The 17,824-nt window shown below is 52.8% G+C and carries 7 protein-coding genes; 1 reads left to right on the top strand and 6 read right to left on the bottom strand.

Annotated elements, in window-relative coordinates; all coding sequences use genetic code 11:
• The first annotated feature begins 56 nt into the window (after positions 1 to 56).
• Complete coding sequence (locus tag MJO52_RS10735; RefSeq protein WP_252085934.1) at positions 57 to 752, top strand: hypothetical protein; 696 nt, start codon at positions 57 to 59, stop codon at positions 750 to 752.
• A gap of 92 nt (positions 753 to 844) precedes the next feature.
• On the opposite strand, the gene MJO52_RS10730 is transcribed toward MJO52_RS10735, so the two are convergent.
• The 6 genes from MJO52_RS10730 to hypD all read right to left on the bottom strand — a co-directional run bounded on the left by MJO52_RS10730 (position 845) and on the right by hypD (position 17,824).
• Positions 845 to 1,582: a hypothetical protein gene (locus MJO52_RS10730; protein WP_252085933.1), complete on the bottom strand. Its 738-nt coding sequence runs from the start codon at positions 1,580 to 1,582 to the stop codon at positions 845 to 847.
• Positions 1,583 to 2,651: 1,069 nt separating this feature from the next.
• Complete coding sequence (locus MJO52_RS10725) at positions 2,652 to 11,306, bottom strand: GH36-type glycosyl hydrolase domain-containing protein (protein ID WP_252085932.1); 8,655 nt, start codon at positions 11,304 to 11,306, stop codon at positions 2,652 to 2,654.
• A complete protein-coding gene (locus MJO52_RS10720; protein WP_252085931.1) occupies positions 11,303 to 12,280 on the bottom strand; it encodes a universal stress protein in 978 nt (325 codons plus the stop codon). Before MJO52_RS10720 ends, MJO52_RS10725 begins: the two co-directional genes overlap by 4 nt.
• 390 nt (positions 12,281 to 12,670) lie before the next feature.
• Positions 12,671 to 15,400 (bottom strand): cation-transporting P-type ATPase, encoded by a 2,730-nt coding sequence (locus tag MJO52_RS10715; protein ID WP_252085930.1) that lies wholly within the window; start codon positions 15,398 to 15,400, stop codon positions 12,671 to 12,673.
• Positions 15,401 to 15,693: 293 nt separating this feature from the next.
• Positions 15,694 to 16,731, bottom strand: a complete 1,038-nt coding sequence (gene hypE, locus MJO52_RS10710; RefSeq protein WP_252085929.1) for a hydrogenase expression/formation protein HypE — start codon at positions 16,729 to 16,731, stop codon at positions 15,694 to 15,696.
• Positions 16,697 to 17,824, bottom strand: a complete 1,128-nt coding sequence (gene hypD, locus MJO52_RS10705; protein WP_252085928.1) for a hydrogenase formation protein HypD — start codon at positions 17,822 to 17,824, stop codon at positions 16,697 to 16,699. The genes hypE and hypD overlap by 35 nt, the downstream gene beginning before the upstream one ends.

The raw sequence follows: 17,824 nt of genomic DNA, 5'->3' as shown, positions 1-17,824 counted from the left end.
TTACTCATTACTGGGGATTTTGATAATAATTTCGATACTAATTTTGGAGAGTTCATATGAAGATGTCCTACCGGTGGCTTAAATATACCCTCGCCACACTTGTCAGTTTCACAGCGGCTTCACAGATGGTAATTGCGGGCAATAAAGATAATCTAATTACTAATCCGGCGGCACTTGAAGCCATGGGTTTTGATAGTGCGGCGTCTAATGTATATGTAGCTGAAGGGCTTGATCCAGAAAGTCCATTTGATTTTTCCTTATATGCATCGGGTAATCCTGATTCCCAAGAGGGGCTATTCCCCACAGGGAGCACAGACTATTCACCAATTATGCCGAAGTCATTTATTGGGCGGCAGGATACTACTGGGACGGAATGGTTATATTCCGTAGGAGGTGGCACTGAGCTGAGCCGTTTAGGCACTGAGCGGTTTGCCGATGCCCAATTTTGGGACCTACCCAATGGGGGAACCGTGGAGTTTTTTCGGTGGTGGTGGACTGATAATGACCCTAATTCTGCGATGGCAGCTATGCTATTTGAGGTTTGTCAACCGGCCTTCGGCGCTGGTGCAATAACATTCACGCTTGTAGTCAATAGTACGAGCACTGATGCAGCTAATGGATCAACCGCAATTAACATCCCTAGCCGCCCGATTAATACACAAAGCTGTTATTACCTTGCAAGGGTAAGGTTTGATGCTGCTACCAACCTTCTAAGACTGCAAAAAGTTCGGCTCCAATTTATTCACCCATAAGATTGTTCAAACGCTAGTTGGTATTCTTATGTGAGGTCTCCTCTGTATCGACGAGGCCTTGCTCATACTATTCATCACAAATGATTGTGTGTCTAAGGTATACCATATTTTTCAGCGAGGCGATCAATATCCGCTTGGGATCTAGAGTTCTTGGGGCATTTGGCTCTAAACCAGGGGTTCAGATCGCTATCACTGCCAGCCGGTAAATCTTTCAGGTTAAAGCATTTACCGCTGAGTTGAACAAAAGTTCCTGTCGCTGTTGTGTAGAGGGCATCTTTTGTTTGAAGCTGGCGAACTTTGTTGTTCTCTCGATCCAAAGCTCTCTTTAACCTCGGATCAAAAACCACCGCTTTGCTTTTTGCTCCAGATTCAGCGGGAACCGGTAAAGTAACGGCTTTTTGAGACGATAAGTTTTCGGGCTGAGTGATATTTGCTAGGTCTCTATGTTCACTGGTTGTTTCTCTACTCGGGGCTTCATGTTTTTGCTGAATTCCGGATGAGGGCGGTTTTGCAGTAGCTGAAGCTGCAGGCAATACTTCATTCTGCCCTACTTTCGGTTTTGTAGTGGTTACAGACCTTTTGGGCCTACCTGCACTGTCTGGGCTGTTTATTGGCGAGCTCGCAGTCGGTTTTTTATGTTTTAAGATAAACCTAATTGTAGATTGTTTGTTCAACTGATTATCTGGTGGCACGGAAACTGGAATTGTCAATAAAACCATATGCAAACTCAGTGCTATCGCCAGGGAAACCCAAAGGCTCCATGAAATTGATGTTTCGTTATCTTTATATACTGAGGGGGAGGCTGGAGTTCCATCTGACTTAAATATCACTTCCGTAGAATGCCTCGGCAAGCACCCAAAAAGAAAAGATCTGACCTGTTGGCTTGCGCGGTTCCAGATCTGACTAGATTTCAGCCAAAAAGTTCTTTGTAAGTAATCCCCCGGTTTCTATAACGAAGTCCAACCCATGCTTTAAATATGAAGAGCTACCTAGATTGCTAACATAAGTGACACACGTCTGCCCGCCAAAAAACCCAGCGAACTCAAGTAATTTAACACCTTCCTTGGGCGAGTATTGGTTCGGAACACTGGATCATCAATGCGTCTTTTGGGTATCTTGCCAATTTCTAAACTCGCAAGGAAAGAAAAATCACTACTGAGGCGGTTGGCGCTTCATCATGACACTAAGAGCATGAGTGGTATTCAGACAGCGAAGTTCACTAAATTTTCAAAGAAAGGCTTGGTGCTACCAATGAAAAAGCGAAAACTGCTAGACCCGGTCAGAACTGGGATAAGTTCAATAATGCTTTCTTTTCAATGGGGGCAATCATAATAATCCCATGATGGTTGCGAAAAGCCACCCTTTCCTAAAATATCTGGCCTCCCATTGTACATGGAGTAGACTTTCAGAATTTGCTGAAAAGCTATATATACATAGTCGGGAGATTTAATAAACCTATCTTCCCTGAGGCTCCAATAATACATGGCATCACTATTATAAATAGCAAAGTGGTAATTTCGTTTTCTTGCGCTGGCTAATCCACTTCCAACTTCCTGTGAAGGCAAGTATAACTTGAAGTATATACAGCCTGCTTTATAACCTCCTTCAAATTTACATGTTTAAAATTGGTGATAAAATATGCAGCCTCCGATCTTTTATGTGGGGCAATAATACAGTAGTTAGCTATTCCCAGAAGTCGGTCCGCATCAGATTTTGCCCTGTTTGAGAAATCACTACCAATAAACCAGTAAATCACTGTCGTTATTATGGTGGGGGTAACCAAAATAAGTAGAACGCTAAAAGCTATCGTGAGAAAAAATTTTGTATTGATCGTATTTGAAGCCATATAAGGCAACCTGCTGACCACACTGAAAAATTTAATAGTGAAGTATTTCGTTGTTATTTGGGGGGATTAAAAACAGGCTTGAATACTAAAGCTACCTGATGCTCCTGGCCGCTGTCTTTTAACGGAATTTCTCCTGAAGTGAGTCTTTCTCCATCCAGCGTCAGTGATTCGATCTCTCGCGGACAGCCACCGCAATTACTGATGTCGATCTCATAGCGACTGCTGCCAAAGCGCAGCGATAAGTGATAGTTATGCCAGGTTTGCGGTAGGCAGGGTTCGATCACCAAGTGATCGCCATCAAGAATTTTTGCCCCAAGTAATGCCTCTAGTGCACTGCGATACAGCCAGCCGGACGCTCCGGAATACCAAGTCCAGCCACCGCGCCCCACATGGGGGGCCACGCCGTAGACATCGCCGGCTAATACATAGGGCTCTGTGCGATAGCGCTTTACGCCTTCAAGGGTATCGGTGTGGGTAATTGGGTTTAACAAATTAAAGTAATGCCAAGCCCGCTCGCTCTGTCCGAGTCCGGCCGCGGCCCAGACGGCCCATGTGGCGGCGTGGGTGTATTGGCCACCGTTTTCACGAATTCCCGGTGGATAACCTTTGATATAGCCGGGGTCCTTCTTGGTTTTGTTAAACGGTGGCTTAAGCAACAGTATTTGCCGGGCGCACTCGTTTACCAGGTGCTGGTCGGCCGATTCCATCGCTTTGCGGGATCGCTCAGTGGGTTCCTGCTGGGATAGCACCGACCAGGTTTGTGCAATCAGGTCGATTTTGCATTCATCGCTGTCCTTAGAACCAATCGGCGAGCCGTCATCGTAATAAGCGCGCCGATACCAGGCGCCGTCCCAGCCGCTGTCTTCTACCTGCTGACGGAAATTTTCTCCCAGCTGACGGTAATATTCCGCCAGTGCAGAATCGCCGATGTAGTCGCACAGGGGCGCCATATCCCGACAAACTCGCAGTAAAAACCAGCCCATCCATACACTCTCACCGCGGCCGGTGGTACTGATACGGCTGAAGCCGTCGTTCCAGTCGCCGTTGCCGATTACCGGTAGCCCGTGCGGTCCTACTGCGCCGGCGCGCTCAATTGCGCGGCAGCAGTGCTCGTAAAGAGACCCGGATTCATCGCTGCTTTCAAACTCGGCGTAGCGTTCGTGCTCATCTTTGCCCAGTGGTGCCCCAGCAAGATAGCTGACCGGTTCATCCAGGATTTGGTAATCACCCGTGGTGCGAATGTATTGGGCTGTAACAAATGGCAGCCACAATAAGTCGTCGGAGCAGCGGGTGCGCACACCGCGTAAGGGATTTTCATGCCACCAGTGCAGTACATCTCCATCCTGGAACTGGCGTGAGGCAGTGCGCAAAATATGTTGGCGTGTCCAATCGGGATGTGTCCACAGCAGTGCCTGTACATCCTGAAGCTGATCGCGGAAACCAAAGGCACCACTGGATTGATAGAAGCCGCTGCGGCCCCAGAGGCGGCAGGCCAGGGTTTGATAAGGTAGCCAGCGGTTTACCATCAGCTCGGTGGCCTTATCGGGCACTCGCACCTGAACAGAACCCAGATAATTCTCCCAAAACTGTTCGAACTCGGCCTGGGAGTTTGCGGCTCTTTGTGGATCCCGGAATTCACCGGCCAAATCCAATGCCTGGGCACGATCAATCCCCTCCCCCATCACAAAATAAATGTGTTGGGTTTCGCCGATAGCCAGATCAATATGGACTTGATAAGCGGCGCAAGGGTCGCCGCCAGACTGCACCCTTCCGGAGAGGCCAATCCGAAACAGTGCCTCCGGTGCCTGTGGGCTCCCGGTACTACCAATAAACTCATGCCGATCTGTGGTCAGACCGTGAGGTGGCAGGCTGGCAGTCAGGAAGGCGACACCGGGTTTGGCATCCGGGACAAAGGCGTTGCGGGCCAATAACGTATTGCTTTCTGGTATGAACTCACTGACCTGATGAGCCCAACTGTTGCCGCGGGTCAGTCCCATTACCCACTCCACGTAGTAGGTGGCCGTTAAGCGGCGTGGCCTGTTCCAGCCATTTTTCAATGTCAGCCGGCCAATTTTCACCGGAGCAGTGCGATCGACCGTAATACGCCAGGACTGCTCAAGGCCGTGGCTGTTATGGCGATACTCGGTGTAACCTGCCCCATGCCTTACCTGATAGTCGGTCTCGGCGGGTCGCGGGGCCGGGGTTGGCGACCAAACCTGGGCGCTCTCTTCATCGCGTAGGTAGAGGGTTTCACCACTTGGGTCGCGGACCGGATCGTTATTCCAGGCGGTCAGCCGGTGTTCACCACTGTTGCCACTCCAGGTACAACAGGAGCCCCCTTCGGATACCAGACAACCGAAGTTGGGATTAGCGATGATATTTACCCAGGGTGCTGGAGGGCGCTGGCCCGGTTCTTCCGGCTTGCCTGCTTGTAGATGCAGGATGTACTCGCGCCCATCCGCTGAAAAACCGCCCAGGCCATTATCAAATATAAGATCATTTGGGCGTTGCAGGGCTGGTGTTGGTAACTGGACATAACCTGCAGATTGCACCGGTACAAAAGGAGGTAGCGGCTGCATCTGAGCCTGTAGTGCGGTGGCACTATTCTCCAGCTGTGTGGCCACTGGCCCTGCTGAGGAATCGAGTAATACCCGTGCTGCAGCCAAAAGGCCCATACGATCAGACTCTGGCAGCTCCTGGCCTGGCACCATCACCACTGAGCCGTTTAGTTTGCGCATAGTACGACCGCGAATATCGGCGATCATCTCCTGTAACCTGTCGCGGGTCTGCTGGGAATAACCGGCGGAATCCTCATCGACAATAACCAGGTCTATAGCCAGGCCGCGGCCGCTCCAGAGAGTGTGGGCTTGAAGAATGGGCTCGGCAAAATCAATGCCCTGCTCACTGCGCACCTGCAGTAACAGGATTGGGTTATCTCCGGAGATGCCACGGCTCCACAGGCAACGCTGAATATGATGACTGCGGGCCAATACTCGGGAAGAGGCGCGAAGCCCGCCGGAGGGAGCTAGCACAGCGGAGAGCAACTCCATCATCCAGTAGACGTCTGCCGCGGGGATACGCAGGTTGTGTAACTCCTGTTCAGACTGCATTCGCGCCAGGTCGTATACCCAGCGTGCCTTGGGCCGCGAGCGATAAGAGCGCAACACAGCCAACAACTCCCGGCGTGACTTGCTGGCGCCAGTCAGATAGATCACTTCGACTTCAGAATGAGGCGAAATAGAAATTTCCTGGGCTGAGGCAATTACCGGGTCTAATACAGGGCCTGTGGTTCCCGTGAAGCCTTCCAGGCCTCGTTGCAGGGCCAGAGGCCTTGCCGGGGACCCGCCGCGGCCGAGGAAACGTACCCGGTCGGTTTCCCAGCCCAGCTGGTGACTTACATCGGCAGAAACCAATGCGCAGTGGGCCAGATAGATCGGTTTTTCCTCGCCGCTGCGAGGCCGCCTTCGATAGAGCATTACCTGCTCATCGGACAGGTACTGGCTCTCCACAAACAGTTTGGCAAAGGCGGGATGACGCTGGTAATCGCGTTCTGGCGCCAGCACCACCTCGGCATAATCCGCCAGCAGCAGGTGGCGGCTGCGATTGCTTTCATTTTTGATCACCAGTCGGCGAGCTTCTAAGTCATGCTGGGAACTGAGGGCAATGTGTAAGCGGCAGAATAACTCAGCTTCACGGCGCTGGAACTCTACTTCCTGTGGTGAGAAGTTGGCCATACAGTGGCCGGCGTCTCCGCCACAGGGGGCGAGCCCCACAGAAAACAGCTCGCCGCTGTCCAGATCGCGGACATAATTCCAGTGTCCGCCCTGGTGTTGGGTCGGATCTGGCTGCCAGCGTGTCAGGGCAAGATTGTGCCAATAGCTGCCACCTGAACCATCTGCTCCGAGCAGCAGGGTGTGGTGGCCGTTAGAGAGCAGGTTGAATTGCGGATAGGGTCTCCCCGGAAGAGCAGACCAGCTCTGCAGGGCTCCCTCGGCGTGGAAACTGCGCTGTAGCCCCGGCTGCTGCCAGGGTCTTAGGGCCGGCCGCGCGGTGGGCAGGCGTTCGTGCAGTAGTGGCGTCAGGCCGGCAATGCGCACATCGCTGTGGAAGCGTTGTTGCATTATGTCGTCGTGGAGGTAGTTATTAATGGCCAGCAGGATCATGCCCTGGTGGTGGCTCATATAGGAGCGCACAGTGCGTGCGCGTCGAGGTATAGCTTTGGCCGTACGGCCGTAGTCAATCGCTTCATACAAACCGAACTGGCCGTAACCACCTTCGGCACGAAGCTGGCGCAGATTCTCCATAACCCCTGCGGCATCGAATGGTAGTGCCATCATGGAAGCATAAGGCGCTATAACCAGGCGTTCACCGAGGTCGCGACGAAAACCGATGCCGGGCACTCCAAAGGCACGGTATTGGTAGTGCAATTGGCTGTCCAGTTCGTAGTAACCGGATTCGGCGATACCCCAGGGTAGTTCGAAGCGGCCGGTAAACTTGCGATGCACTTCAATGGCATTGCGGCAGGCCCGCCCTATCAAACTGTGCTCTGGCGTTTCCATAAACAGCCGCGGCATTAAATACTCAAACAGGGTCGCACTCCAAGACATCAACACCACCCGGCGATGAAGGTGCCGAAATGGTCGCTCAAGGTGGCGCCAGTGGCGCGCCGGTACATCGCCTTTGGCAATAGCGAGGAAGCCGGTCAGACGAGATTCTGAGGCGAGTAAATCGTAGTGGTTGGCGTCAAGTGCAGCATCGGTAATGTTGTAACCGATATGAAATAGATGCTGATCGCGATCGTAGAGGAAGGCGAAATCCATCTCTTCCACCCAGTTGAGTGCCCTGGTGGAAAGGCTGGTGATGTCTCGGCAATAACTGGCGGCATTTTCCCGTGCGCTTTCCAGTGCGCTGTGCATTTTTTCACACCAAGAGGCGGCTTCATCGTGCTCTTGTGGTTCTGCAGCGAGGTGTTTTTGCAGTTGCAGCAGTTGTTGCTCTGCAGCATCGCAAAAGTCTGGCATGGTCGATAAGGAAACCGGGATTTTCAAAGTATCTGCCAGGGCGAGATAAGCTTTTCTGACATGCTTCACACCCTCCCGGCAGACTTTGGGTGGTACCTGCATAAGTCGCAGCCAGGGTTCGAGCGCCTCCTGATAGCGCCTCGCGGCCACTGCATGGCGGTGCAGTTCATCGAGCCATTGGCGTAGTCGACCGAGATCCTCTGCACTAAAATTTTTTTCGTCACCCTCGATCAGCGCCAGCATCTGCTTCTGTAGCCAGGGTACATCTCTCTCATAGATATCGTCGATGGTTTGCCACCAGCGATTGTGCTCCGCGCCGGCTTGTAAACGTTGGCGAAACTGCGCTAGCTGCGCGTTGATCTCACGGATTTCGTTGGGGGCGGAGTCCGTATCGACCGGCTGCAGGGTTTCTGCCATGGCATCGAGGGTATCGGTGATCCCCAGTACCAGCTGGCGTCCACTCAGTGGTTCACTTTTTAGGGATTCCAGGCCGGAGGCCAGGGTTAGTAAGCTGCCGGCCAGGTTGCCGCTATCCACGGTGGAGACATAGCGGGGGTTGAGCGGGTGTAGTTCGCGGGTTTCATACCAGTTGAGGAAGTGTCCACGATAGCGCTCCAGTCCGCGCATACGGTCGAAGCTGTTGTTGAGTCGAGCTAATAGCAGGCTGAGATCAACGTAACCAAAATCGTAGGCGCTGAGAATAGAGAGCAAGCCCAGCCCGATATTGGTGGGGGATGTACGCCGGGCCAGGACCGCCAGGGGTTCTTCCTGATAATTATCTGGCGGCAGCCAGTGATCGTCAGGCCCCATAAAGTGTTCGAAGAAAAACCAGGTTCGCCGGCTTAGCAAACGCAACTCGCGCTTGTCCTCTTCTGTTAGAACTGATGGCTCCAGCTCTCGCGGTAAATTGATATGGTGAAGAAGTTGGGGTGCAAAGAGCCAGGCCAACAAAAACGGTGCTGCAGGTAAGAGACTGGCGGGAAGCCAATAAGCCAAGCCTGCAGTTACCAATAGAGCGATCAGTGGGGAAACCCACATCGCACGCCAACTGCCAAACGCAGTCAGTGCACTGCTGACAGAGCGATTCACATGTGCCGCTGATGTCCACTGCAACAAATGGCGGTGGGAAACGCGCAGCCGATAGAGTGTGCGTACGATCGCATCCAACGCGTTAATCGCTTGCACCGGGAGCAGAACCAGCGATAGCAGCCAGTGTAAAAAGCGCTGCTGTAGAACCGCCGGCCCTCCCCGGAAATGAAGATGGGCGCGGCTGGGATCAGCGATGCTGCGCCAGACCATCGATAGTAATTCCTGCCATACCGATGCGGAAGACAACAAAAGTAGCGCCGAAGTCCAAGCCCAGGCGTGGCCCGGCAGCCAACCGCTCCAGGCGAGCAGAAAAAGTGCCAACAGGCAGGGGGCTTCCAGGCTGCGACGCAGATTATCGACGATTTGCCAGCGCTGAATTGGCGGTAAAGGGTTGTCGACATGTTCACCGCTATCGACCGGTACACGTTTGCCCAGCCAAGAAAGTATCTGCCAATCACCGCGAATCCAGCGGTGCGAGCGGCGCAGCATGGCGAAAACATTAGGTGGGTATTGTTCATAGAAGACTGCATCCGACAGCAGCCCTACACCACCGATGGCACCTTCGATTAAATCGTGGCTGAGGATGGCATTTTCTGGAAGATGCCCGGCCAGGGTCTGGGAGAAAACCTCCGGGTCGTAAATTCCTTTACCGGTAAATATCGCCTCGCCGAACAGGTCCTGGTAGGCATCCGAGACGGCGTGGGTGTAGAGGTCTACGGTGCGATCACCGGCAAAAATCTGGCTGAATAGGGTTCCATCAGAGCTAGCCGGGTCGGTTTCCACCCGGGGCTGTAAAAATCCATAACCTGCTACCACTCTTTGTGTGCTGCTGTTGGCCACTGCGCGATTGAGTGGGTGCGCTATGGCACCAACGAGGCGTCGTGCGGTGTCTGGTGGCATCTGGCTGTCGGCATCGAGAGTGATGACATAGCGAATGCCTTGCAGTTGTTTGCGATCGCCAAAACAAGTGGTAAAACTGTGCTCCTCATTGCCCGACAATAGTCGGTTGAATTCGATCAATTTGCCGCGCTTGCGCTCCCAGCCCATCCAGCAGTTTTCCAACGCATTCCAGCGACGCTCACGATGTAATAGTAAAAACGGTGATCTGCCCTCATCGACCCTGTGGCGTTCGTTCAGAGTTTCAATAGATGCTTTGGCGATTTCTAATAGTGCTGTGTCCTCACTGGTACTTTGCGTATCCGCGTCTGCAAAATCACTTAAAACTGCGTAAACAAGATTCCTATCTCCGTTGTTGAGGAAATTGATTTCCAGACACTCGAGAATCCTTTGCATATCCTCCGCATCGGCAAATAGTACCGGCATAACCACAACCGTGCGGTATTCACTGGATATGCCCTTATCAAAATCCAGTTTTGCCAGCAGGCGCGGGGGCAAGCAGTGGGTAATCAAGCCGTTGACCAGAGCCAGGGCCATACCGACCACTGGCACTGCGGTAACCAGCAGTACCAATAACGTCAAAATGATAGAAGCACCGCTCCAGAGTAGATAAACAGCAAGGGCAAGTAGCGGTGGAATCGAGAAAAGTGCCAATCCGGAAAAGAATATCCTGGATGCCTTGTGCAATAGCTGCCAATGAAGGCGTTGCAGAAAGCCTGGGCGATATTCCAGCAGGGTTTCCAGTTGTGGACGCCCTTCATCTATCAGGTAGTATCCCACATGCCGGGTGCGCTTATCGGTTTCCTGTACGTCGCTCAGTTCCACCACACACTGGGCAACCTGCTGTTCAGTTTTGCCACTGCCACGCGCCAGCTTTTCTATCACATCCCGGTATCTATCGCGGGTTTCAAAATCCATTCGGCGGTAGGCGCCTGCAGGGTCTTTGCGCAATATATGTTCTACACGGCTGAGGGACTCAACAAAATCCCGCCAGTTACAACTGCGCAGCTCTCGCAGGCTAATGATACCGCTGGCAATGCCAACGCTGAGTTCCTCTTCTGTAGCGGTATGTCCTCCCAGGGCATCCTCGGCCAGCTGCGCCAAGTGCTCCAATAGGCAAAGGCGCAAAAGTGCGGGCAGTGCCCAGAGTTCGCCGGTGGTTAAAACAGCATCCTCCTGGTAGTGCTCAACCAACAGGTGAATGGATTGAATATCTACGGGTTGGGAGAAATCGGTGATCAATGCATCGGCAAGGACATGCAAACGCAGGTCGACACTGCCGTCTTCGGCAGAAACTTGTGGCAACTGCTTTAAGTAGTTCACCGGCAGGGACTCACATACCAACTGCAGGGCCTCCTGGACCACATGGCGGTTATCTAGTAGCCACTCTTCACTGCGAGTACTTTTTTCGCCCGCCTCTACCCTAGTGGCGAGATGCCGATAGATTTTCTCGAAATGTTTTTCTAACTGACGCAAGTGCAGTCGCAAGCGGTAGCCACCACCGGTACCGACAGGGCTTGCGTGCTGCTTGGCCAGCGCGGCTATGTCTTCCAGGCGCTGCTGTTCATTATCCCGGTTCGAATTGTTACCAATCCCGTGGGCGGTACTCCCAGATTGAGTACCGCTTTGCTCGGACTTTGCATGTACAAAGAACTTGTACCCCTGGCGAGCGCCCTGCTTTTTCCAAAACCGCAATTTCATCGATGCGCTTCATTTCTTACCGGAAGAGTTGAGTGGCGAATTTGGCAGGCTATGTTGTCAGCGCGCAGAGCCTGTAATTGGGATTCCTGCAAATCCTGGAATACCAGAACCGGCAGGTTACTGTGGGATATAACGGAGTGGCAGACGGTACCCGTTACGTGTTGCTCACCGGTTTGCCAGTCGTGCGCGCTCATGGCAATCAGATCGACATCCTCTTCCGCAGCAGTGGCATAAATACACTCGGCGACATTCTGTGCAACCAGCAGCAAGGGCCGTACTTTGATGCCGTTTTCCAATTGGCGAGCCATCTCCTCCAAGCAGACTTCACCCGCGCGTCGATTGCATTCGACAAACTTTTCCCGTGTGGCGTGTTCTTCGCGGGTGATCGGCATTTTGCGGGGCATATCTGGCACAGCAATCACTTGCAGCAGAATCATTTCCATTTCTTGCCCACGCATCATTGATGCCGCCTGGCAAGCAACCCACTCGGAATGAGAGGAACCATCCATCGAGACCAGAATACGGCGGTAAGCCATGTTTTCCTGGGCCGGAGGTTTTAAACCCGGATGCACTATGATGAAGGACCGCCCAGAGCCACTAAAAATCTTTTGGGCGGTGCTGCCGAAGTCGAAACGGCTGACGCCACCCTTGCCGTATGCAGTGAGTACAATCAGATCGATATCGACCTCATCGCAGTACTCTACAATCTGCTCTGCTGGGCGTCCCTCCACCACAGACTGGCTTACAGTAATACCCTGCTCCGAAATGGGCTCAGCCAAACGGTTGAGGTAGCTACGCAGCTCTACTCTGCGCAGCCGCCAGTCCACCGGATCTATGCTCTGCTCTTCAGAATTTTGTACATGAAGAAGGTGTATTTTTGCACCGCTGTTCTGGGCCAGCATAACTCCATGGGCGATGGCCTCTTCAGCGATAGCTGAGCCATCAAGAGGAAGTAGGATTTGTTTAAACGGCATCTCATCACTCCCTACCGGGGCCCGGCCTGGATCTTCACTAAATGTCATAAGGTTTTTTGGCGGAAAGTTTTACTTGCTCGCTACACTGCTGTTCCGGGTTTTAACCTTGTGTTAAACGCGATCCCTGAAAAGCTCTCTAGCACGGTTAAGCTCAAGAGTATTGCAAAGTGTCTATGACGGTGTTGCCCCTGCTGCCAACCTGCAAAAATGTGCTCTATGTCACTGAAAGTTTCAGTTTTGGTAGAGCTGCGCTGGCTTTCAACACACATTGAGAGCATCTGATCACTAGTAATAAGAATAAACCCATAAAGAGGCAGCAAATTGCGAGCCAATTAAAGCGGGGCTTAGGCTGTAGGGTTGGTCAGGCTGAGAACAGGTCAAGGTACGGAATTAAGAATTTTCCCTGGCAGTGAAGCTTTGTGTCTGGCGGGAAAGGCGTATACGCATCTGTTTTTCGATCTCGATAATGGCAAACAGCGCTACGCCAATCGCAACAATCAGAATGCCATCAAAAAGTGGCACTGCCTCAGTAGCAAAGACTTCCTGCAGGAGTGGGACATAGGTAATGGCAAATTGCCCCAAAGTGACCATGATGACTGCCATCCACACCACTTTGGTGCCGCGCACTGCCTTCCAGGTGAGAGAGGTGCCATACATATTGCGAATAAAAAACAGGTGGAAAATTTCCATTACCACCAATGTATTCATGGCCATGGTTCGCGCCAATTCCAATGAGTAGTGCTGCTGAATGGCGTAGGTATATATTCCGAATACGCCACACAGGAATAAGGTGCTAACTAATGTGATATGCCATACCAGTACACTGGTAAGGAGCGGTTGGTCGCGCAACCGTGGTGGGCGGTGCATGGTATTTTCTTCTGTGGGCTCAAAGGCGAGCGCAATACCGAGCGTAACAGCGGTAATCAGGTTTACCCAAAGTATTTGGATCGGTGTTATCGGCAGTACCATGCCAAAGAGCAGCGCCACAATAATGGTTGAGGCTTCCCCTGCGTTGGTGGGCAGCGTCCAGCTAATTACTTTCTTTATATTGTCATAAACCGTGCGCCCCTCACGGACCGCAGCGCCGATGGAAGCGAAATTATCATCGGCTAGAACCAGCTCGGAGGCCTCTTTGGCTGCCTCTGTCCCCCCCCGGCCCATGGCAATACCCACATCGGCGCGTTTTAAAGCGGGGGCATCGTTTACGCCATCGCCAGTCATTGCCACAGTCATATCGTGGGCCTGCAATGCGGTTACCAGCCGCAATTTATGTTCAGGCCTGTTGCGGGCAAAGATATCCACCTTCAGGACTTCTGCCGCCAATGCCGCGTCATTCAGGTTGTCGATATCCACTCCCGTTAGGGCTTTGTTAGGCCGCTGCAAGCCTATCTGCTGACCGATGGCTTTTGCGGTCGCGACATGATCGCCGGTAATCATCTTCACTCGAATACCCGCGCCCCTACACTCCGCAACTGAGGTTATAGCCTCCTGACGTGGTGGATCGATCAATCCCACCAAGCCTAGAAGAGTCATAGTTCCCTTCACGTCTGAGTGCTCCAGCACCGTGTGCTCTGGCTTTACCTCTTTTGTGGCGAGCGCCAAGACACGCTGTCCCAATGCCGCGACCTCTTCGGTCTTTTGTCGCCAGTAAGTCTCCATCAGCGGTTCGCAGCCTCCATCCTCGCTGCGATAGGTTTTGCACATTGCCAAAACCTGTTCCGGCGCCCCTTTAACGGCGATCAGTGCATGGTTCTCATGGTTGTGGTTTAGGCTGGCCATAAACTTATGCTGGGCATCAAAGGGGATAATATCGGTACGGGTCCACAGCTTGCGCACCTCCTCGCTATTCATTCCCGCCTTTGCTGCGAAGGCCAGTAAGGCCCCCTCCATGGGATCACCCTCGACGAGCCAGTTGCCCTCCTCTTTTCTGAGCTCGGCGTCATTACAAAGAACCGCGACACGGGCTAACTCCTGCAGTGGGTTTGGGGCCGACATCGCTACCGGCGCGTTGCCGAGCATGACTTCACCCCGCGGTTCATAGCCTTCGCCCTCTACTTCATAGCGTTGTGCGCCTGTAACTACTGTGGCGACGCACATCTCGTTGCGGGTGAGCGTCCCGGTTTTATCGGTACAGATTACCGATACTGATCCCAGGGTTTCGATAGCCGGCAGGCGCCGGACAATGGCGTTGCGCCGTGCCATCGCCTGGGCCCCGACCGCTAATGTGATGGTTAGAACTGCCGGTAAGCCCGCGGGAATGGCCGCTACCGAAAGCCCAACAATGGCCATAAACAGTTCATTAAAATTGTGCTGCAATACAAACAGCCCAAAGGCGAAGATCAACGCAGCAACTGCCAGAATAAAAAGGGCCAGCCATTTGGCGAAGAAACCCATCTGTTCAACCAACGGAGTGGTTAAAGTTTCAACACTGGCAAGCATGCCACTGATATGACCGATCTCGGTCTCTGCTGCGGTGGCCACTACTATCCCCACTCCCTGCCCATTGGTGACAGTGGTTCCGCTATAGGCTAAGCAACTACGGTCCCCCAAGGGGGTATCGGTGTTAACCGGATCGGTATGTTTTTCTACCGGGATGGATTCCCCGGTCAGGATGGCCTCTTGTACCTGCAGACCGTGCGTTTTTAACAGCCGCAAGTCGGCAGGCACTTTGTCACCAGCCTCAATGAGCACAATATCGCCGGGTACCAGTTTCTCTCCCTCCACAGTGAGCCGCTGATTGTTGCGGAGGACTGCGGCGCGTGGAGCCAGCATATGGCGGATAGCATCCATGGCCCTTTCCGCTTTACCCTCCTGAGCAAAGCCGATAATCGCATTGACGATAACCACCGCCAGGATGACCCCGGTATCTACCCAGTGTTGTAGTAGGCCTGTGATAAGCGCCGCCCCGAGCAGGACGTAGATCAGGAGGTTGTTGAAATGGGAGAAGAAGCGCCGCAGAAACCCTTTGCGAGCTGGTGCTGGCAGGCAGTTAGGCCCGTAGGTTCGCAGTCTTAGCGCAGCTTCGTCCTCACTGATTCCGGCCATACTGGTCTTCAGCTCGGAGAACACCGTATCTGCGGACATTGAGTGCCAGTTTTTCTCAGGCCTTGTCTGAAGCACGGTTCACCTTTATCGGATTACCTTTCACAGTTTTCGACTGAGCTTAGTTTCGACTGATCTTAGCAATGAATAGTCATGCATTTAGACTGGGAAGCTTAGTAAAAATCAAGCCAGCCGCTTGCTGTGACAAAACGCCACTGCCAACTAATCGCGCTCTAGCACTTAGTTTAATCAGAACCTTACCCGAAACTGCGGGGCGGGAATCAGGGCAATGCATGACATTAAAATGAACAATGCCAGGGAGGTTGAGGCTGCTATCAATGTTTCCGCAGGATGTTTATAAATGCTATTGGCTAACAAATTCTTGGCAATTGTTCTCCTGGCAAGCGCTGTAACAGGCGATCACACCCAAGGCTGTTTTTTAGAATAACCTGGGCACTGGGCTTGCCAGTGACTTTCCCAATAATTGCACAGGATGCCCCTACCCGTTCCTCTCTTAGGATAGCGCTGGCCTGATCAGCGTACTCTGCGGGAATAAATGCAACGAAACGCCCCTCGTTGGCCACGTAAAGGGGGTCTAGGCCCAGCATTTCGCAGGCTCCGTAGACTGATTCGCAGACTGGGATCTGCGCTTCATCCAGTTCGAAGGCCTGCCCACTGGTTTCGGCCAGTTCCACCAGGGCCGTCGCGAGACCACCGCGAGTGAGATCCCGCAAACAGTGAAGCGGAATACCGCCCTGCAGCAATGCTGAAATTGCAGCATTGAGCGGGGCGCAGTCACTGGTGAGTGCAGTTTCGAATTCCAATCCCTCACGGCTTGCCATAACGGTGATGCCGTGTCGGCCAATATCCCCGGACAATAGAATTCTGTCACCGGGGCGGATATAACTGGGGTCTATTGGATGATTACTCAGTAAGCTACCCACTCCACTGGTATTGATATAAATACCATCGCCCTTGCCTCTCTCCACGACCTTGGTGTCCCCGGTAACCAGCTTTACACCGGTTTCCTCGGCTGCGCCAGCCATGGATTGCAGCACTTTTTTTAATGTGTTGAACGGCAACCCTTCTTCCAGTATCAAGCTGCAACTCAAGAATTTTGCCTCGGCACCGCCCATGGCCAAGTCATTGACGGTTCCGTAAACGGCCAATTTGCCGATATCCCCACCGGGGAAAAACAAAGGGGTAATTACGAATGAGTCGGTGGTGAATACCAGGCGATCAGAATCCCAAGGCAAGGTAGCGCTGTCGTGGGCTTGGTCGATCCAGGTGTTTTTGAACAGAGGTTGGATAAACTCCTTCAGAAGTTGCTGGGTCATCTCGCCACCACTGCCATGCCCCAGGCGGATACTGTCCTTATTGGTTGTTGGGAGAGGACATTGAAGATTCACGGGTTTTTACCTGTTGGCTATAGCGGTGGTAGGCGGAGCAGGCACCCTCGGAGGAAACCATGGGGGCGCCCAGGGGGTGGTCTGGGCGGCAGGTTGTGCCGAAATGGGGACAGTCGCCGGGCTTTTTGAGGCCGAGCATAATGGCACCACTAATACACTGGTGTTGCTCCCGGGGTTTGATCTCTGGCAATGCAAATTTCTTTGTTGCATCGAGATCTGAAAACTCTTCAGCAAGTGCCAAGCCACTCGCTGGAATTTCACCCAGCCCCCGCCAACACTGAGCAGAAACACTAAATACATTGTTCAGTAACACTTGTGCCGGGCGGTTGCCGGTTCGCTCTACCGCTCTTAGATACTGGTTTTCCACCTGATAACTGCCCTGCTCTAATTGGCGCAGGCACATCAACAAACCTTCAAGAATATCCAGGGGTTCAAAGCCGGTAACGACAATCGGCACCTGATACTTTTCGGCAAGGGGTAGATAGCTTTCGTAACCGGTTATTGAGCACACATGACCAGCGGCAAGAAATCCCTGCACACGTGTATCCTTGGCGGCGCATATAGAAGCGATGGCCGGTGTCACCAAAAACTGGGAAACCAACAGGGAAAAATTCTTAAGCGACTTTTGTTTGGCTTGGGTGGCAGCCATGGCATTCGCGGCTGCGGTTGTTTCAAATCCTACGGCAAAAAAGACCACCTGCTTTGTGGGGTGGTCCTCGGCAATCTTCACTGCCTGTAGGGGGGAATAGATAATGCGAATGTCGCCACCATCGGCTTTCACATCGAGCAAGCTGTACTCTGACCCAGGTACTCGCAACATATCGCCAAAGGAACAGAAAATTACTCCCGGCAATGCAGCGATGGCAATGGCCCGATCAATGGTCTCCAGGGGGGTCACGCAAACCGGGCAACCCGGTCCATGAACCAACTCTATTACTTGCGGTAGTAACTGGTCGAGGCGATTCTTAACGATGGCGTGGGTTTGTCCACCGCACACTTCCATAATCGTCCAGGGGCGCGTGGTTTCTTTGCGAATTTCTGTGGCTATCTTTTGGATAGTCTCGCTCTGGCGGTATTCGTCGACAAATTTCAC

This window comes from Microbulbifer variabilis (assembly GCF_023716485.1).
Taxonomy (GTDB): domain Bacteria; phylum Pseudomonadota; class Gammaproteobacteria; order Pseudomonadales; family Cellvibrionaceae; genus Microbulbifer; species Microbulbifer variabilis_B.
Note: the sequence above shows the minus strand (reverse complement) of the source record. Positions and strands in the feature narration are given on the sequence as shown.